18 protein-coding genes are annotated in these 19,032 nt (G+C 60.0%); all 18 read right to left on the reverse strand.

Annotation, left to right across the window (positions count from 1 at the left end; all coding sequences use genetic code 11):
- Window positions 1-5: 5 nt before the first annotated feature.
- The gene (locus NFI08_RS22250) at window positions 6-3,215 is read right to left on the reverse strand and encodes a type I restriction endonuclease subunit R (RefSeq protein ID WP_349591523.1); all 3,210 of its coding nucleotides are present in this window, start codon (window positions 3,213-3,215) and stop codon (window positions 6-8) included.
- A gap of 285 nt (window positions 3,216-3,500) precedes the next feature.
- Window positions 3,501-4,442 carry a GIY-YIG nuclease family protein gene (locus tag NFI08_RS22255; protein ID WP_295040074.1) on the reverse strand — a complete coding sequence of 314 codons (942 nt, stop codon included), beginning with the start codon at window positions 4,440-4,442 and terminating at the stop codon, window positions 3,501-3,503.
- On the reverse strand, window positions 4,439-5,848 hold the full coding sequence (locus NFI08_RS22260) for a restriction endonuclease subunit S (RefSeq protein ID WP_349591526.1): 1,410 nt from the start codon (window positions 5,846-5,848) through the stop codon (window positions 4,439-4,441). Before NFI08_RS22260 ends, NFI08_RS22255 begins: the two co-directional genes overlap by 4 nt.
- Entirely contained in the window at window positions 5,845-6,825 is a 981-nt protein-coding gene (locus tag NFI08_RS22265; protein WP_295040070.1) for an Abi family protein, read from the reverse strand. Before NFI08_RS22265 ends, NFI08_RS22260 begins: the two co-directional genes overlap by 4 nt.
- A 136-nt stretch (window positions 6,826-6,961) precedes the next feature.
- Entirely contained in the window at window positions 6,962-8,938 is a 1,977-nt protein-coding gene (locus NFI08_RS22270; protein WP_349591528.1) for a type I restriction-modification system subunit M, read from the reverse strand.
- Between the two features lie 439 nt (window positions 8,939-9,377).
- A complete protein-coding gene (locus tag NFI08_RS22935) occupies window positions 9,378-9,974 on the reverse strand; it encodes a plasmid fertility inhibition factor family protein (protein ID WP_502881152.1) in 597 nt (198 codons plus the stop codon).
- 31 nt (window positions 9,975-10,005) lie between these two features.
- On the reverse strand, window positions 10,006-10,236 hold the full coding sequence (locus tag NFI08_RS22275; protein ID WP_349591530.1) for a hypothetical protein: 231 nt from the start codon (window positions 10,234-10,236) through the stop codon (window positions 10,006-10,008).
- 71 nt (window positions 10,237-10,307) lie between these two features.
- On the reverse strand, window positions 10,308-10,574 hold the full coding sequence (locus NFI08_RS22280) for a hypothetical protein (RefSeq protein ID WP_349591532.1): 267 nt from the start codon (window positions 10,572-10,574) through the stop codon (window positions 10,308-10,310).
- Window positions 10,575-10,586: 12 nt separating this feature from the next.
- Window positions 10,587-12,083: a P-type conjugative transfer protein TrbL gene (gene trbL, locus NFI08_RS22285; RefSeq protein ID WP_349591534.1), complete on the reverse strand. Its 1,497-nt coding sequence runs from the start codon at window positions 12,081-12,083 to the stop codon at window positions 10,587-10,589.
- Window positions 12,084-12,096: 13 nt separating this feature from the next.
- The gene (gene trbK / locus NFI08_RS22290) at window positions 12,097-12,327 is read right to left on the reverse strand and encodes an entry exclusion lipoprotein TrbK (protein ID WP_349591536.1); all 231 of its coding nucleotides are present in this window, start codon (window positions 12,325-12,327) and stop codon (window positions 12,097-12,099) included.
- Between the two features lie 10 nt (window positions 12,328-12,337).
- The gene (trbJ, locus tag NFI08_RS22295) at window positions 12,338-13,105 is read right to left on the reverse strand and encodes a P-type conjugative transfer protein TrbJ (protein WP_349591538.1); all 768 of its coding nucleotides are present in this window, start codon (window positions 13,103-13,105) and stop codon (window positions 12,338-12,340) included.
- Between the two features lie 286 nt (window positions 13,106-13,391).
- Window positions 13,392-13,934, reverse strand: coding sequence for an LPD7 domain-containing protein (locus NFI08_RS22300; protein WP_349591656.1), 543 nt, complete (start codon window positions 13,932-13,934; stop codon window positions 13,392-13,394).
- A 3-nt stretch (window positions 13,935-13,937) separates the two neighbouring features.
- Window positions 13,938-15,488, reverse strand: coding sequence for an IS66 family transposase (gene tnpC / locus NFI08_RS22305; protein ID WP_124805330.1), 1,551 nt, complete (start codon window positions 15,486-15,488; stop codon window positions 13,938-13,940).
- 83 nt (window positions 15,489-15,571) lie between these two features.
- Complete coding sequence (gene tnpB, locus NFI08_RS22310) at window positions 15,572-15,907, reverse strand: IS66 family insertion sequence element accessory protein TnpB (protein ID WP_185696498.1); 336 nt, start codon at window positions 15,905-15,907, stop codon at window positions 15,572-15,574.
- Window positions 15,904-16,272 carry an IS66-like element accessory protein TnpA gene (gene tnpA / locus NFI08_RS22315; RefSeq protein ID WP_124805332.1) on the reverse strand — a complete coding sequence of 123 codons (369 nt, stop codon included), beginning with the start codon at window positions 16,270-16,272 and terminating at the stop codon, window positions 15,904-15,906. The genes tnpB and tnpA overlap by 4 nt, the downstream gene beginning before the upstream one ends.
- Before the next feature lie 37 nt (window positions 16,273-16,309).
- Window positions 16,310-17,632, reverse strand: coding sequence for a TraI/MobA(P) family conjugative relaxase (traI, locus tag NFI08_RS22320; protein WP_502881148.1), 1,323 nt, complete (start codon window positions 17,630-17,632; stop codon window positions 16,310-16,312).
- A gap of 34 nt (window positions 17,633-17,666) precedes the next feature.
- Window positions 17,667-18,038, reverse strand: a complete 372-nt coding sequence (gene traJ, locus NFI08_RS22325) for a conjugal transfer transcriptional regulator TraJ (protein WP_349591539.1) — start codon at window positions 18,036-18,038, stop codon at window positions 17,667-17,669.
- A gap of 607 nt (window positions 18,039-18,645) precedes the next feature.
- Window positions 18,646-19,023, reverse strand: coding sequence for a hypothetical protein (locus NFI08_RS22330; RefSeq protein WP_349591541.1), 378 nt, complete (start codon window positions 19,021-19,023; stop codon window positions 18,646-18,648).
- Window positions 19,024-19,032: the final 9 nt, after the last annotated feature.

The following is a 19,032-nucleotide window of genomic DNA, read 5'->3' on the forward strand; positions in this document are numbered from 1 at the left end:
AAAAATCACGTACCTGGCTGCACATCTCGTCCGCTTCTTCCCGCCAGCAATTTGAGAATCAGCCGCGCAAACTGCCTGCCTATCTTTTCATCCTCCAGCAGCGGCATGCTGAGCTTCTCGTGGTCGCTCAAGGCGTCGAGAACGGCGTCGGCCACCTTCTTAGGGAACAGGCCGTGCATCACCTGGTCTTCGCTGTGGTTGCGCACCTGGGCCATCACCGCTTCGTCGCGCTCGATACGGTCGGCGATGCCGTTGGCGAAGTGCAGCTTGTCGTCGTCGCTGACCTCGGCGCCATAGAGATCATTGAGACGGTCGATGATCTCGGCTAGGCGCTGTTTCTCCAGATCATGTGGCTTGCCTGAGCCCACTTCGCTGACCGGGGTGAGGCCATAGTCACCCTCAGCTTCCTCGAGGCGCAGGCGCTTCTCCTCCCGCTTGGTGAGGCGGTAGTGGGTCAACTCCAGCTCACTGACGTCGATGCTCTCCTCCTCCAGCAGCCGGTCGGTGCGCAGCAGCGGGTGGAGATGGCGGGCGAAGACGCAGAGCTGCTCCAGCCCGGGATCGTCGAAGGTGACGATCTGGCTGAGGAATTCATAGGTGCGCACGAAGCTCTGCAGGTTCTTGCGGAACAGGTCGAGCTCGTCGCGGGTGGTGCCGGCCTCCTTGAGCTCCTGCTCGGCGCGCTTCAGGCCCTTGTCGTCGCCGTTCTGTTCGGCGGCCTGGCGAGCCTCCTTCCAGACCTGGAGCTGCTCCATGGCCAGCTGGTAGCGCTGCTTGAAGCGGTCCTGAGCGGGGCGGCAATGGTAGCTGAGGCTGGAGGCCGGCGCCTTGGGATCGAAGAAGGCCTTGGCGAAGGCTTCCACCTCGGGCCAGTGGTAGATGCCGCTGGCGTCCAGGGTGCGCTGCAGGTCGTAGACCACGTTGGGATCGGAGACATCGGCCAGCTCGGCCTTGCGGTAGTAGGGCGCGAAAGCGTCGAGGATCTCCTGCTCGGCGTTGTAGAAGTCGAGGATGAAGGTCTGCTTACCGGGGAACAGCCGGTTGAGCCGCGAGAGGGTCTGCACGCAGTCCACATCACGCAGCTTCTTGTCCACGTACATGGCGCACAGCTTTGGCTGGTCGAAGCCGGTCTGGAACTTGTTGGCGGCGATCATCACGTTGTAGTCGTCGGTATCGAACGCCTCGGCCAGGTCGCGGCCTTTCAGCCCGGGATTGAGCAACTGGCTGGTCTCGGTGACCTCCTCTGGAATCTCCTCATCGGGCGGCACGCTGCCAGAGAAGGCCACCATGGGATGGACGTCCGCGTAGCCCTGCTCCTCGATGTACTTCCGCATGGCCAGCTGGTAGCGCACCGCCTCCTGACGACTGGCGGTAACCACCATGGCCTTGGCCTGACCATCGAGCAGGTGGCGGACGTTATCACGATAGTGTTCAACGATGATCTGGACACGTTGGCCAATATTATGGGGATGCAGCCGAACCCACTTGGCCAGGGTGCGTGAGGCCTTCTTGGCATCCACCTCCTGCTCCTCACCAGCGGGATTGGCGATCCTCCAGGCAGTCTTATAGGTGACGTAATTCTTCAACACATCACGAATGAAACCCTCCTCGATGGCCTGGCGCATCGAGTAGAGATGGAACGGCTCGGGCTTGTTGTCGGCGCCGGCCGGCAGATCGGGATCCGGCGGACGGCCGAACAGCTCCAGGGTCTTGGCCTTGGGGGTGGCGGTGAAGGCGTAGTAGCTGATGCGCTCGCTCGGGCGGCGTGAGGCCACGGCGGCATCGAGCATCATCTCGGCGCTGATCTCATCATCATCGCCCTCTGAGGCCTCTCCCGCAGCCGCCAGCAGGGCCTTGAGCTTGCTGGCCGAGCTGCCGGTCTGCGAGGAGTGGGCCTCGTCGGCGATCACCGCGTAGTGGCCCTCGGCGAGCTGCGGGCGCTTGTCCAAGGCATCGAACAGCGCCGGGAAGGTCTGGATGGTGACGATGATGATGCGGGTGTTACTGGCCAGGGCCTCGGCGAGCTGCTCCGATTTGCTCTGGCTGCCGTCGTCGCGGGTGATGGGCCGCACCACGCCGCGGGCATGCTCGAACTGGTAGATGGTCTCCTGGAGCTGGCTGTCGAGCACCGTGCGGTCGGTAACCACGATCACCGAGTTGAACAGCTTCTTCCCACCCTCGGCGTAGAGGTTGGCCAGCTGGTGGGCACACCAGGCGATGGAGTTGGACTTGCCAGAACCGGCACTGTGCTGCACCAGGTAGCGCCGTCCCGGCCCTTCGGCCAGGGAGGCCTGTATCAGACGGTTGACCACTTCCCACTGGTGATAGCGGGGAAAGATCAACGTCTCCTTGGTCTGGCGTCGGCCGTGGAAATCTTCGCTGGTCTTCTTCTCCAGGTGCAGGAAGCGGCCGAGCACCTTCAGCCAGGCGTCCGGGGCAAACACCTCTTCCCACAGGTAGGCGGTGGCGTAGCTGTGCTCGTCCGGTGCGGGCGGGTTGCCGGCGCCGCCCTCCTCCGTCCCACGGTTGAAGGGCAGGAAGAAGGTCTCCTTGCCGGCCAGCTTGGTGGTCATCGCCACCTCGGCCTGGCTCACCGCGAAATGCACCAGGGCGCCGCGCTTGAAGGCCAGCAGCGGCTCAGGCTTGCGCGTGACGGGATCCTTGATCGGGCGATCCTGGCGATACTGCCGCTTGGCGTTCTCCACCGTCTGCTTGAACTGGCTCTTGAGCTCCAGGGTGGCGGTGGGAATGCCGTTGACGAACAGCACCAGGTCGAGGCGGGGGTTGTAGCTGTCGCCACCGCCCTTGCCCTTCTCGCGGGCGTGGGGCGAGTAGGAGACCTCGGGCACCACCCGCAGGCGGTTGGCGCGATAGCGGGACAGGGAATCGGGATTCATACCGTGGTCGGGCTGGAAGCTGCACAGGTCGAACTTCACCCCCGGCACCTTGAAGCCATGGCGCAGTACCTCCAGGGTGCCGGCCCGGTCCAGCTCGCGGACCACCTTCTGCACGAACACCTGCTCCGGCGCCTGGGGATTGGACTTGCAGAACTTCTCCCAGCGCTCGGGCCAGGCCTCCCGCACGTAGCCGAGCAGGTCCTCGGTATAGAGCGCCGAGACGCGATCGTAGCCGCCGGCCGTGCCGGCCTTCCAGCCATGGACCGTCATGGCCTCGATGATGTCCTGCTGGAAGCGGGCTTCCCTGCTGTCCGCCATGTTATCCCCTGCGCTTGGCGTAATTATGCGTAACAGCCTAGCGCTTCAGGGATACAAGGAGAAGGCTACTTAGGACGATGCCTCATCCACTGGAGGCAGTGCCACAAATGAATGTCAGGGAAGCCTGCTTCCGCACTTGAGTGGCATATCGATCGAGGAAGGTGAGTAAGCCTTCGCACTCCCAGGTTTATATCGCGTAACGAAAACGGCCGCTGAGGCCGTTTTCACGTTTATTTCTAAACCGTGCTCTCGCCGCCGCGACAAAATGGAGCTTGCGGCATTACGTCAGCTCGGGGACTGCTCCACCGATGGAGCGGCGGCGCTGACCTGCTGGTCTTGCCACTCGCCATAGGAGAGGCCGCTGCCCGCGACCTTCCAATCGATTCGGCCGTTGGCCGCGCGCCCCACCACGATGGCGGCTGCAGCACTGGGGCTGGAGAAGGCATAGTCCTTGGTGAAACGCCGCAGACCATTGCCATCATCGACGAGCACCCCCTCCTCACAGAGCTGGGCATGCTGCTTCTGATAGCTGTGGTAAGGGCCCGCCCATTCACGCCGGGCCAGAGAGCCTTCCAATACGAAGAACTCACCATCCACTTCCTGCCCCACGGCTTTGATCCCGTGTCTGGAGGCTTCCAGGACGAACCGTGGCGAGGCCTGAGCATCTTGGGGATCGGGTGTTCCAGTAGCGGCAGATGGCTTTGTGGCATCACGCAGAAAGTCCAGCCCCAGAACCGGCAGCACGGTGCGTACCTGCTCCATGAAGAAGGCCATGTCGGCGCGGTCGGACTCGGGCAAGCCGATGTACTCGTGAGCGGTGCCGTTGATCAGCTTGCAGCGGCCGACCTCGCCGGCGTTCTTGATCAGCAGGCTCTCCAGGTACTTCACGTGAGCCTTGGTCAGGTTCTGATCCTTGCTGGTAACCAGGCAGACTCTCTCCCAGAAATCCTTGCCGCCCTTATCCTCCGGACGCTGGTGTTGCTTGAGGCGGGCCCCGACGTCGTCGCTTTCTCCGATATAGACCATCGGTCGTAGACTTCCCTCGGGGTCCGTCCCCACCAGGAAATAGATCCCGGTGCGGCCGCACTCTGGGCGCTGGACCAGCTCTCTGAGCTTGCTGCGCGGCCCGGTGAGCACGTGACCGGTCCAGTTCATGATCTCGGCGGTCAGCAGGCCGTTAGGTGTACCGTCCACCAGGAAGAGTCGGATGCTGCGTCCTTGCGTCATACCATCTCCGTTTGCGTGGCCTCGCTGGATGCCGTTGAGCCCTCAGGCGGCTGCCAGCCGCGCACGTCGATCTTGCCGGTGACGGCGGCGGAGATCAGCGCGGAGCGACGTTCTTGGAGCAACTCACTGCCTTGTAAGGCTTCGCTGATAAGTCGTTGTGTTTTCCTTTCAGTCAACCTGACCTTTTCTACCAAATCACGCTGCTCTTCAATAGGAGGAACAGGGACTCGAATCCGTGACAATATTTCAGGATTGAGATTATCCATGGTCGAACCAACCGATTCGATTTGAAGCAGGCCTCGAACCAGAGGGGTCCGGATAAACATGGAAACAAAGTCAGGATCTGCACGCTCACTCAATAAAATTTTCATCGACCCTGTTCCACACAACCACCCCGACTCTTCTGATGAGACTACTGCACAGCGACCCATTTCGCCTCGGCGACCAACCACTACCTCACCCTCAGACAACCGCTGATGAGTCAACCGCTCAACAACTTCTTGAGTTACGGTGGATGACGGGTCAGGCAAAATTTCCCCATCAACAATGTTGGAGGGGTTGATGACTGGAACGCCACCTTCAACATATTCGTGTGAATGAAGTTGGCTACCAAACGGACCAGTTTGGATTTGGCGTGAAAGCAAGCCAAGAGGGGCTACTTCCCAATGCACCGGCACTTCTCCCAGCCACTCCACACCGGAGTCCTTCATCGGCACATCAGGATCCAGCCCCTTGGTGACGGCATGGGAGATCACCGCCTGGCGCTTTTCCTTGAGCAGCTCGATCAGGCGCTGCTGCTCCTCCACCAAGGCGTCGATGCGGGCGGTTTCGTAATCCAGAAAAGCAGATACTTCCACCTGCTCATGACTTGGTGGTAGAGCTACTATTCTTCCCCCCATCGTGGACAATGGAATTCGAGAACGAGTTGAACCTGTTGAAAGTAAACCTGCATCAGCCTCTGCACCGGCTGAAAGCTGATATGCCAAAAAATCAGGGAACGCCCGCTTAGTATCCAGCCTGAACCTGAAGCAGTCGGCTTTAACCATTGCAGGAGCAATACTGTATGGGGCAACACAAGCACGCCCTACTGCGTTATTATCATCACCTAGCCCAGCAACGAGGAGGTCGCCACCAATCACATCGCTCTTAGCTATTTGCTGGCGGTAATAGTCAGCATCGATATAAGCTGCATCTTCTCCATTGAAGAAATATTTCTTTATATTTTGCAACCGAATGACACGCACACCATTATCACGGTAATGCTCAGACTTTATCGCAGACCCGAATGGACCATCACACTTCTCAATCGAAATCAGGCTGAGCTTTAGTTTTTCCCAATGCGCCGGCACCTCTCCCAACCATTCGACGCCGGAGTCCTTGTATTCGGGGTATTTCGGGAAAGTCATGCCTTTGCCCCCTCTCTTGCGTTCATCACTGCTTCTCGCCAGAAAGGCTCCGTATCCCAATGCCCAGGGAAACCCATATGTGGACGTGAGACCTGGGGATAGTGATCCAGCAGTGTCACCAGTCGCTCAGCCCACTGGCTGGTAGGCGACACGACCTGCATCAGCGACTCGATCACCACGAGCTGGAGGTACAGGCGCCTTCGAGGGTCGAGACGCTGCTCGGGGTGCTCATGAGACCCCGTCTCGATGCTACCGGGGATGCTCGGCCAGCCGACCGGAACCTTTCTCGGCATCTCGGGACGGCTACCAAACTCACGGTTCCACACTCGGCCATGGTGGGCACAGACGTTGCGCAAGTCGGACAGGCTGCGGAACCAAGATCGCAGCACCGGCATCTTCCAACCGAAGTGCCGCTCGATGCGCTGGGTATCCTTGGGAAGCCGCAGCTTGGCCAGCAGGGTCGAGACTTCCTTGAAGGTCAGCAGCTCCACCGCCATCCAGATGGGCGGCTGATTGGGGGCTGATCGGTACTTCGTGCGATAGTGCGCCAGGAAGGTCTCGATCTCTCGTCCCTTGGCCGCGTTCTCCAGCTTCTCCAACAGCCATCCATGGTTGTAGCGGGTATCGAAGATCTCGGGATCCAGGTAGCCGTGAGGGCCATGGTGCTCAGCCAGGGTGTTGGTCAACTGAGCGCGTAGCGCGACTTCCAGCCGTTCGATGGCATCAAGCAGCAGCAGGCGGAGCTCACGATCGAACACATAGAGCCTCAGCACATCCTCGAAGGAGGTGTCCTCCAGAAAACGATGCTCCTGGAGGCCTGGCTGGTAGAAGGGACGCGTGTAGGCTGAAAGGCGGAAGTAGCTGATATTGGCCAGGTAGTGACGCACCCGAGCCTCGTCGGGTATCGCCAGGCCACGGCTGCATAGCGTCGCGATCTGCTCTTCAATGCTGTGTGCAGGCTTGTGGAAGTCGCTCATGCCCGACCTCCAGACGCAAAAAACCCGCCAAAGTGTGCTTCAGTGAGAGGCATGGCGGGTGTGTTACCCGACATGCTAGGGCATGCCCTCTGCACTGTCAATGACTGGGTAAGACAAGGCTGAGCGCCGCCCTTCCTCATGCCGACAGCTCCTCGATCATCTGCTTGATCCGGTCTGTGCAGGCCTTGAGGTCGGCGTCGATCTCTTCCAGCGGGCGCGGCGGCGTGAAATTATAGAAGTGCCGGTTGAAGGGGATTTCGAAGCCGACGATGCCGATTCGGCCGTCCAACGGGTCGCGCTTGTCCTCATCGATCCAGGCGTCGGGGACGTGGGGCTTCACCTCACGCTCGAAGTAGTCGAAGACTGGCTCGTCCAGCGGCACGTTCTCGTTATCGCGCAGGCCGGTGTCGGGCTCGGGGTTGCCCTTCTTGTCCAGGCAGATGTCCGCCTCAGGGTCGCGCTCGGAGAGGGCGTTGAGAATGGCCTTCTGCACCGGGGCGCCGACCTTGAGGCCAGCCGCCTTCAGGGCGGCCTTCAGCGCCTTGATGAAGGCGTCGCGGTTGGTGAACGGCTCAGGGTCGAGGGTGGTGCAGGCGGCCTTGAGGACCTCGCGCTCGCCCTCCTCGAGCCTCTGGATCGGCTTCTCGTCGTCGAGCCGGGCCAGGCGCTCGGCGCTGGCCTGGAAATTGAGGCGTAGCGGGCGCTCCACGGTAATCCGCCGGTAGCCGAAGGCCTCCACCGGGAAGCGCTTGCTCTCCTCGTTCTCCTCGAAGGCGCCGTAGAGGCGCACGATCTCCTCGATGTCGCGGTCGGCGACGAACTGGCGCTTGCTGCCCAGCGACTTGCGCATCTTGCTGGCCCGGCTGGTGGCGTTGATCAACTGCACCTGGCCACGGCGCTCGGCCGGCTTGTGGTTGGAGAGGATCCACACGTAGGTGGCGATGCCGGTGTTGTAGAACATGTCGGTGGGCAAGCCGACGATAGCCTCCACCAAATCGTGCTGCAGCAGGTAGCGGCGGATCTCGGACTCGCCGCTGCCGGCGCCGCCGGTGAACAGCGGCGAGCCGTTGAGGATGATGCCGATACGCGAGCCGCCCTCCTGGCGGGAGCGCATCTTGCTCACCAGGTGCATCAGGAACAGCAGCGAGCCGTCGGAGACCCGCGGCAGGCCGGGGCCGAAGCGGCCATCGTAGCCCTTCTGCTTGTGCTCGGCAGCAACCTCTTTCTGTACCTTCTTCCACTCCACACCGAACGGCGGGTTGGAGAGCATGTAGTCGAAGCGTTCGGCGGGGAGCTGGTCGTCATTGAGTGTATTGCCGAGCTTGATCTGCTCCACCGCCTGGCCCTTGATCAGCATGTCGGCCTTGCAGATGGCGTAGGACTCTGGGTTGAGCTCCTGGCCATGCAGCGAGACAGTGACGTCCCGGCTGACTTGCTGGATGTACTCGTCGCTCTCGGAAAGGAAGCCACCGGTACCAGCCGTGGGGTCATAGACGGTGACGATGCCGTGGGGACGAAGCTTGTCGTCCTGGCCGGTGAGCACCAGGGAGGTGGTCAGGTGGACGATGTCGCGCGGGGTGAAGTGTTCCCCCGCCGTCTCGTTGGAGCTCTCGGCGAACTTGCGGATCAGCTCCTCGAAGACCAGGCCCATGCCGTAGTTGGTCAGCCGCTGCGGGCTCATGTCGATGGCGGCGAAGCGCTGCACCACCTGGTAGAGCAGGTTGTTGGCCCCGAGCTGCTGGACGAAGCCCTCGAACTCGAAGTGTTCGAAGATCTCCCGGGCGTCCTGGCTGAACGACTGCACGTAGCTCATCAGGTCGTCGGCGGTCTGGGTGTCAGAGAGCGTACCCAGGGTGAGCGGTGAGGCGTTGAAGAACGGCTGATCCGCGGCGCGCAGTAGCAGCTTCTCGCGCACCGCCTCGGGCTTGGCCTGGTGGGCGTGGGCGGCGTTGAGCACCTCGGCCTTGGTGGGCTCCAGCACGCACTCCAGGCGCCGCAGCAGGGTGAAGGGCAGAATGATGCGGCCATACTGAGACTGCTTGAAATCGCCGCGCAGCAGATCCGCCACGGACCAGATGAAGGCCGCCAGCTGAGAGTGACTCTCCGTGTTCATGATGCTCCCCGCGCTCAGATACCGATATTGTCTGGAGGGCCATATCATACACAGCCAGGCACGCTCTCGGGCAGTGGCGACGCTGCAAGGCTATAGCACCAAATCACTGGCAAGTGAGTCTACCAAGTCGCGCCTACCGTTCGTCTTGACTATCCAGCTCCTTGCTCTCCTCTCTCCCCAGGTGCACTGGGGCACGCTGCAGCCGCCCCGCGAGCTTCTCCTGGAGCTCGTGCCGTTCTGTCTTCATTGGCGGCTTGGAGTCGACAAAAGTCGCGATGCACTTAGCTCGCCTCTGGTCTTTGGGGACACGTCTGTTCAGGCCATTGGCTATCAACAGGAAGGGGGCTCGATGATAAGCCCCATGCCCTTGAGTGCAGTCCTCCCAAGGACAGTTGGTTCGCATCGCTTTCAACTGATTGTTCGATGGCCAAGCTGTTGTTTATAGAAAATACGGCTGAGCGTTGGAGAACACTTCAGCTAGAGACTGTGGTTCAGGACCAATACCAGCGACATGGTGCAGCAGACTGGCGCTGTCTGCGCCATACACTTCCACGGGGAAGGCAGGACAGCGGTTAGCCAGAAGCCAGAAGGTACGTGTTACTCCGTTGGTAAAGTCCAAGTGTAGCCGCCCACTGGTGTCGACATGGGCTCCTGCCTCAGCCAAGGGCACAGGGTTATTTACGCCATGAGAAAAGCCATCAACTGCCCATTTGGGCTTGTAGTCGGAAGGCATCTGAGAACGGCAAATACAGTCTGAACCATGACGCCTTGTTATCGCTGGGCTGGCCTTAAGCCATGCGTGATAGAAGCGTTCAGCATCCAAATGCACAACAAAGAACTTGTGGTCGATTGCACCAAAGCTAACCGACATAAAGCGTGGCTCGCAATTCGGTATTGAAACCCGCCATACTGCTTCAAATGGGTCAACCTTCACGAGCGCTGGTAACTCTGGGCTTCTATGGGACTGAGCAGCCTTACGGAGTTGGCGCAATTCCAAGTGGCGGGACAGAACGTCATGAATCCTGCGTCTAAGCATGGTCAGAAAGCCGAGGCCGTGATAGGTGCCATCAATTCTCACCAAACCGCCTTGAGTTTGACAACTCGCCCTCCCTACGCCGCTTCAACTCAGCCCGGGCCCAAGCGGATGCATCTTTCATATCTCGCCGCAGTTCGTCCAGCTCTTCGGAAGTCAGCCACCGAACCTCCGGCTCCCCGCCTTCTGGGTGCGTCTCGCCGACCTGCTCGACGGTCTTGGTTTCCAGCTCTTTCCGCCTTTGTCGGCGTGTCTGTTCGTCCATGTCCTCCTCCTCCTGGCTGAAAGGCGGCCATTGGCCGCCTGAGCTATCGCTGGTCAATGGCTCCCATGATGTTAGAAGCCAGTATCGGAAAATCCCGCCGCCTCTGAAAACGGGGTTCTTCCGGTTCCAGCTTCCACATCGTTGCTAGTGTACGTGCTGCGCGGTGTTTCTTCTCGGCCCGCGTGGGCCGGACGGTTCACAAAGGCGGCAATCTCTGACTCAGCGTTCCTCTCCCCCTCGGCCGATAGCTCGACAGCCGGTAAAACAGCGGCTTCAGTGTGGGCTTCATGCGCTTCGTCGAGCATATCCAGGGCTACCATAAAATGGCGTTGTTTCATCGTGGGGTCTCCTTAGGTGTCCTGCTGGCCACGGTTCACAAAGCGAGCGATCTCGTCGCTACGGTCCTGCTGGTGTTCACTACCGCCCAGGCTGTCGCTTTCGAATGAGGGAGCAGAATCATCCGCTTCCACAACCTCACTATCCCCTTCCGGCTCCATGCTCGCGCGGATGGAGGACGCCATGCGGCCCCCAGCGGTTTGATCAACCTTGCCCTGGAACTTCCCAGCCATCTTCGACCCAACCCCTTTAGCTAGCTCGCCAGCCGTTCCTGCTCCCAAGGATACTGCTCGCTTGAATCCGCTATCGCCACCAGATCGGGAGCCAGAACCAGCGAAACCAGCCGCCTGCGCAAATGGGGTGTCACCGGTGCCAGCTTCATCTCCGGTGGAGCTGCTGCCACTCCCACCACCGCTGCTGTCACCTCCAGTGCCAAAGCTCGGCACGTCGGCTCCAGACCCAGACATATTGGACTGGGCCTTCTCGAAGGCAGCCTTGATGGCTGACCCGCCACCTACTGCATTCGCCGCACCGCCCAACATTGCGCTCCCAGCCATCTTGCCCGCCGTGAGGGCCATACCTGCCGCTGTCATGGCTGCGCCTACCGCAGCACCGGCACCGAATGACCCAATGCCCATTGCTCCCACACTGCCACCCGACACCAGGCCGGAAATCATCGGTGGAATCTTGTTAACCAGAAATAGCAGGATCACCGAAACGACCAGCATCACGACCAACTCCTGGGACGCCATGTTCTCGCTCATCTGCGAGTAGTAGTGAGTAATAAACTCCCTACCGATGGCGACCAGGAGCACCATTGCCATCAACTGAGCTGCTATGCCGAGAATGGCCTTGTAATAGTTGATCGCCATGTCTGATGTCCAACGGGAGCCGCCAAACCCCAGGAAAAACACTCCCGCATAAAGCAGTATCCAACTAGCGGCTAGCAGCAGGAGCAGGTTGACGGAGATAATCGCCAACACCAGTAATATGGCCAAGGCCATACCTTCCATCACCAACGCAGTAGCAAACTGTTTCCAGCTCAACTCTGACGTAGCCTTCACCGTCTGGTCGTACAGTTCAAAACCGATATCGAGGATGCTGGACGGCCCCAAGTTGCCGTTGGAGAGGCCACCGGCTTGTGCCCCTAGGGATTGCAATGACTGTACGATGGTTCCCGCGATGTTCATGCCCTGAGTCGCGTTCGTCAGCAACCACCAGAAAAAGCCTGTAAAGATGGTGAAACGAACAAGCTCGGCAAAGAACTCACCAATGTCGGCCTTGCGCAGCGCCATCATTCCGAACGTCCAGACCATCGAGATTACTACCAGGGACCAGAACAACCGACTGGCGGCCGCTTCTATGGCAGGCCCCCACGTTGATGCCGCGAAATGAAAGCGGTCCAACACATCATCCATGATGTTGCTGCTGGATAGCTCCTGAGCCATTGCGGTATCGGACAGCATGACTACGGCTATCACGCTCAAACCACCAAAAGCGAATCGTTTCATGCAACGCCCTCCCTCAATATCTGTCGGGGGAGCTGGGTTCGAACTCCCATTCCCGCATGCGTTGGGCCTTCTCGAACGACCGGCAGGCTTCGGTAAAGGCTTTTCGGTTCGATTCTCGGCTCAGCTCGCTGATGGTCTGCTGAAAGGCAACTGGCGCGCACGTGATCGCACTCGCCTCTGGTACCGTTTCCTGCTCACAACCTACCAAGGCAACAACTGCCACAAGTGGGATATTCTTCTTCATCGCAGCCTCCTTAATAGCGATCTGCTGCGCTAGGTTGGTAATTCCAGGTACGCATCTGCCTTTCCCGCGCTTCCCCTCTGGCGTTAGCATCCAGTTCGGCAGCGAGACGGGCGGCTTCAGCGTTCTGCTGAGCAATCAGCAAGCTGCGGATTTGCAGAAGTTGGTTGGCCTGGTTGCTGGCGAGCTGGTTGGCGTAACCAATGGCGGCAAGCTGGCCATCCGCGCCCTGGGCAGCGGATTGCAGACGTTCAAGCTGTCGAGCATCAGACGCCAGGTTATCCTGTTGCTGATCCAGCCCCCGGAAGAGCGCATCGTTGGCCGCTTTTTGCGATTCAGACGCCAGGCGACGGTTTTCATCCATCGCTGCACGTTCGGCATCCGTGCAACCTCCGCCATTGAAGCAGGGGGAACTCCGGTAATACGCTACATCCTGGAACTTTCCTAGATAGGCATCGAGGCTGCCGAGCTGGTTCTGGTAATGCTGAAGCGTATTGGTGGCTTGGAGCAGGTCATTAATCGTGGATTGTGCCCTGTCCCAGATATAAGCCGCTGGAGCCATGGTGTTTTGCAACTGGTTTTCATACTGCTGCAACTGCGTCTGGTACTGCTCGATCTGCTTGAGGGTCTGAGAGACGGACTCCATCGCCGTCATGACGTTTTGCTGCAGGTTGGTACCGTCGACGACAGGGATGCCCGCTTGGGCAGGCATGGAAGCGGTTAACGCCAAGGACATGACCGCGACAGGAATTTTAGCCGCTAAAATTCTTTCTCTTCTCATGATTGAGTGCTCTTAGCTTCATCGTGACTAAGTTGCACTCACCAACCTGTAGCGGCTCGCTCATGATGATTGCGAACCACTACCCCTGCCGGAGAACCCAGCGGTGAAGTGTGGACCTCTACAGGGATAGCTCGTCACTTACTATCCCGGCGTCCGACCTGCGCGACACCGTTAGAACGCGCGGCCAATGGTTATTGAACATCGGTGTCATTGTCCTGGGGAACGGTTAGGCTTCCCAAAGGTTAATCGCATCTACTGTTTGTTGCCGCCTTCCAAAGGGAAAGCACTATAGTGACCGTCCCTTCTGTTGTCTTTTTGCCCTCTTGGCGTCCATCTCTGCCCGTAACTTGGCTTTGCGGCGCTCTTGCTCGTTCGGCCCCTGTGGGGGCGGTGTCGGAGTCTTACCCGCTTGCCCCTCAAGGTGAAGCACATCGACCTGGGACAGCGATTGCAGCCGGTTCCGGCGCACCGGGGGTGGAGGCTGACCGATGGGCGGCACGCCCGCCTGCTTACTTCGGGTCTTGGCCTGGGCGGTGTTCTCGCCGTTCGCCAGGGCTTGGCGGCGACGTTCCAGCCCGGAGTTCGCAAACCGGATAGGCAACTGTCCATCCGCTGCCGCCTTGATCACCCGCGCTTTGAACTCCGGCGAACCGTTCACGGTGATGCGCTCGCCGTAGCGTTCCATCGCCATCCTTAGCGCGTTCTGGACGCCTGCCTGGTCGGACTCCCTGGACACCTGTAGCCGGTCGCCATCGTCGCGCACGGCGCTGGCTCCGGCCCGGTAAATAATGGTGCCCTTCGTAAGCGCCCGGGCATCACCCTCTTTCAGTGATCAGTCTGCCGGCTTCCAGTGCTGCGGCAAGAGTTCGTGGATCTGGCTGGCCTTCTGGGTCGGCAGCCGAGCCAGCACGTCTTTCAGGTAGGCATGCGGTTCATGGCCATTCAGCTTGGCAGTCTGGATCAGGCTCATGATGGTGGCGGCGCGCTGGCCGCTGCGCAGTGAGCCGGCAAATAGCCAGTTCGAACGGCCCAGCGCCCAGGGGCGGATCAGGTTCTCCACCCGGTTGTTGTCGATCGGCAGTCTGCCGTCATCGAGATAGCGCGTCAGCGCCGTCCAGCGTTTTAGGCTGTAATCCAGTGCCTTGGCCGTCGCCGAGCCGTTCGGCACCTTCTCGCGATGAGCCAGCATCCAGCGATGTAAGGCGTCGGCAATGGGCCTCGCTCGGGTGTCGCGTCGCCGCTGGCGTTCTTCACCACTCAGCGACTGGGCCTCGCGCTCCACCTGGTAGAGCTGGCCGATGAGCTCGATGGCCTGCTCGGCAATCTGGCTCTTGCCGGCCACATGCAGGTCGACGAACTTGCGTCGCGCATGAGCCATGCAGCCGATTTCGGTCACGCCGTTGGCAAAGCTCTGTTTGTAGCCGCCGTAGTCGTCGCAGATCAGCTTGCCTTTCCACTCATCGAGGAAGTCCCGGGCATGCTGGCCGCCGCGCCCGGGCGCGAAGTCGTAGATCACCGCCTTCAGCGCGGCGTAGGGCGTAGTGGCATAGGCCCAAAGGTAGGCCTTATGGGTCTTTTTCTTGCCCGGAGCCAGCATCGGTACCGGCGTTTCATCGGCATGCAGTATCGGTTCGGTGAGCAGGGTCTCGCGCAGGGCATCAACGAGTGGCTGCAGCCGCACCCCGCAGATGCCGATCCATTCCGCCAGAGTGGAGCGGGGTATCTCCACGCCGGCGCGGGCAAATATCTGTGATTGGCGGTAGAGCGGCTGATGGTCGGCGTACTTGGCGATCATCACCTGAGCCAGTAACCCCGAGGTGGGGATGCCCTTGTCGATCACATGGACCGGCATCGGTGCCTGAATCAGTGTCTCGCACGCATCGCAGACCCACTTGCCGCGGATATGCCGCTCGACGGTAAACACGCCCGGCGTGTAGTCGAGCTTCTCGCTGATTTCCTCGCCAATGCGGCGCCGCTGGCAGCCGCACGTGCAGTGCTCGCTGTCGGGCTCGTGTCGGATCTCGACACGCGGCAGGTCGTCGGGCAGGGGCTGGCGTTTGGGCTTTTGCTTGGTGGCGGGCACCGTCGCCGGGGTAGCGAGTGCTTCCAGCTCGGCCTCGATGGCGGCGATGTCGGCATCCACCACCTCGTCCAGGAGGCTGATCTGCAGGACGTTGAGCTGTTCGCTGCGCTTGCCGAAGGCGTGGCGCTTGAGCAGCGCCAGCTCAAAGGTCAGCTTCTGGTTGACCTGCTCGGTGTGGCGTAGCGTTTCCTGGCTTTGTGCCAGCGCCCGATCCTTTTCCTCCACCTGCGACATCAGCGTTGCCGCCAGGTGGCGGAGCTGATCGGGTGAGAGCTGGGACAGGTCGGGTGGCATGTTCATCCGGCGATTATGCCAGTCCACCGGCAGCAAGGGGATGCGCGGATCATCGAATGGCCAGGGTTCGCCTTCTGTGCCGACGAGGCTTACACCACCGAAATGGCCCCCGCCGGGCCGATGCGCTGCCAGGGCAGGCCCTGGACCAGTGCCGCCACTTGCTCCGACGACAGTTCCACCCGGTCGCCGTGCCAGTTACCGGCCCAGTGGAACTTGCCTTGATTGAGACGGCGCGCGCACAGCCAGACCCCCAGGCCATCGTGGATCAGCACCTTCATGCGGTTGCCGCGCCGGTTGGCGAACAGATAGGCACAGTGTGGGCGGGCGGTGCCGAACACCTTCACCACCCGGGCCAGCGCCGTGTCGGGGCCGGCGCGCATGTCCAACGGCTCGGTGGCCAGCCAGATCTCGTCGATACGGATCACGACAGCAGGTCCCGAAGCAGCGCCCGACAGCCCTGAGCATCGGACACTGGCCATTCGATGGTCACCGTGCCTTGGGGACTCGGCAGTGAAAGGCGAATACGCTCGGCTTCCCGATGCTGGCCCGCCGCTGGTGTGGCGGTTCTGGCCATCGGAACCGGGACAAATGCCGGGGTATCCTTCACCGGCGCCGACCGCCGAGCCTCACGGATCCACTTATGGACCAGATTGGCGTTCAGGGCATGCTCCAACGCGATGCCGGCCACTGAGGCACCGGGTTGTTGGCACGCTTCGACGATCCTGGCCTTGAACTCGGCTGTAAAGCGGCGGCGCTTTCGAGGCGCCTCCAGTACGCTTAACTCACTCATCGTAGGTGTCCACTAAGCAATAGGTGGACACCTACCGTCATCGAAGTCGGAGCTCAACGGAAGGTGTGTTCACCGGCCGGATACTGCCCTTCTTGGTGATGTTGTCGATCACCGGTACATGGCCGGGCTTCGCCTGTCCCTCACCCTTCAAGGTGTTGCCCTTGAGGCCCTGGGCGGCCTCTCTAGCACGCAACGCGGCCAGAGCCTCGATATCGCCCTGCAAGGCTTCCCGTTTTAGCCAGTCGGCCCAGGAGCGGCGCCCGTGTGCTTCATGGATCTTCTGGCGTTCTTCACGGTACTGCTTCTGGATCGCGTCAATGTCGGCTTTCAGGGCGCTGCTGGCCTGCGCATACAGCACCTTCTTGGTCAGCCTGCCACTAGTGAGTTTGATGGCCGCCCGCCGGGCCTTGCCCTTCTTCTTGGCGTTCTCAATCCGGCGGTCTTTCTGCCGTCGGGCTTTTTCCAGGGCCGCCGTTTTGTTGACTGCGGCGCTCTGCTGTTCTGATTTGAACCGGGCGTAAAGCTCGGTGGTGTTCACGCGCATCCGTACCGGGTCTTTGCGGTACTGGCGGCGGGGACTGCCTTGTCGCGCCTGGTCAGGCTCGAACGGGCCGAAACGGGCCTCCAGTTTCGGCTTGGAGAAATCCCGCCCCAGGGTGCTCGCTTTGACCACGGCATCATCACTGGCCACAGCAACCAGCCCATTCCCCCGCGCTCGGAGTTCCAGGCCATTGTCACGCATGACCTGGTGTAGCTCAGCCCAGGACTGCGCGGCTTTGATGTCGTCCAGGCACTCACGCTTGATCCAGCCGATCAGACTTTCAATACCGGCATGACGCTCCATGTCGACCGCTCGGGCCTCGGCTCCGCGTCGGCGCGGCATGTGGTTGTCCTGCTGCAACCCGTAATCCCGTTCCATGACCTCGCATAACTCGGCCAGGGTCTGGTGTGGGTAGTAGGGTTCGTGGATGATGTTGCGCGTCGGGTGGATCTTGTTGACGGCGATATGGATGTGCAGGTTGTCGGTATCGTTGTGAACGGCACTAATGCGCTGATGCTCTCCAAAGCCCAGCCCCTTGCAAATACGGTCCTCGATGGCCACCAGGGTATCGGCTTCAACCTGTTCCCCGGCCCGGAAGCTGACAATCAAGTGATAGGTCTTGTCGCTCTTCGCTCGGGTATTGGCGAACTGGGTCGCTAGTACCTCGCTGACGGCATCCTGGACCGAATACGCCTCGCAGTTGGTCAACTTTACCGTGCCAAGACGGTGCTCCTTGCTTTGCTCGTCGGTGATGTAGTTCACCAGACCAGCAAAGTCTGACTTGCCCAGGGAGCGCATGGGGACGTGTTTGGCGATCATCAGTGCCAGCCCCACATTTTAGCGGCTAAAAAAATCACGACCTGGCCCTTGGCTGCACCACGGATTTCAATACCTGCCTCATTTCCTCCTGAGTGGCTTCGATCCTTCCGAGCAGGCTTAGGATGGTAGCCGCCCCGAAGTGAGCCGTTCTCACGTCATCTGTCAGCCAGAGCTTCAGTAATCCTCCCAAACGACCCAAGTCTCCATTTACACGAACCAACTCGCGGACATACTCGTAGTCCATAACGCCATTGACCTGATAGCCCTGCCCCACTTCCCGCAGATAACAAGCAACGCTTAGCCCTGCCTGCCTGGCGTTGGATTCAATCAGTTTTCTCTCTTCCGGAAGGCAGTACACCTTGAGCGGAGTGCTGTTCTTCCGTGTCACCCTTTGCTTCTCACTCATGCCAGCTCCTATCTCAGATGCCATGCCTTGCAGAGCAGGATTTCCGTTGAGCACCGCAGGTGCGAATAAGGACCAGTGAAGAGGAACACCACGCTTGCGGGGTGGGACTACTTCACACATCCTGCCCGCACTTCAGCGTTGATTTTTGTTGGTACGCCATGTGCAAAGCATCGCTATTTCTCTGCATTTCGTTGCACGGGTCTGTTTTTTTCCTGTGCATCCGTGAAAAACAGTCTCGAACCCTGACGAAGTCGACACTTACGGCGGTAATGCTGCGCTCCAGAAGCGGTAAAGCAGCGATCTAACAGCGATTTCCCCATAGCGGCACCCTTGCGCTTTCCACATTCAAATACACAGCTTTCCTTGCGGTTTCCGCACGGCCCCTCAAATGTCAATGAACCAGAAGCGCTGTCCCTCAAGTGTTAACATCGCTGCCACGCAGACCACTTCTTCCACCTCACTGGCTTACTGCGTGTCAATGGACGTGGTTGGCCTTTCTTTCTTGGCGTGCAAAACATGGCGAATGCCGTTCATCTAATTACTACCTAAGTACTTACTAGGATTAGTACTTTCTAGCTTCTTTACTTAGTAGTGTTGGATTTTCCGCCTACGGACTATCCGGAGTTGGATTACCCGTACGCGGAAAATCCGAACGTGGTGGATCAAGCTCAAAGTCGCCTGGCCGGTCAGTGACCAGCCACGTGGTGCGCATGAACTTCCCACATTCACCACGCTCCCGCTGAATGCGCAGATACCCGGCTTGTTGAAGCTCCTTAAGCCCCGCTCTCGTAGCATCTCGACCAGAGCCAACCTCCTTCTCTTTTGAAAGGTGAGATAGCCTGAGCTGCCAGTTATCGGGCAGAGAAAGCACGAACACCAGAATGCCCAAGGCTTTCCAGGAAATTCGCCGATCTCGAATCAAATCATTATTGAGCGTTGTGAAGTTTGAGCGCACCCGACGACGAATGATGGCGGTATCGTCCACGGCTCCCCC

Origin of the sequence: Halomonas sp. EF61, assembly GCF_040147045.1 — a bacterium.
GTDB classification, from domain to species: domain Bacteria; phylum Pseudomonadota; class Gammaproteobacteria; order Pseudomonadales; family Halomonadaceae; genus Halomonas; species Halomonas litopenaei.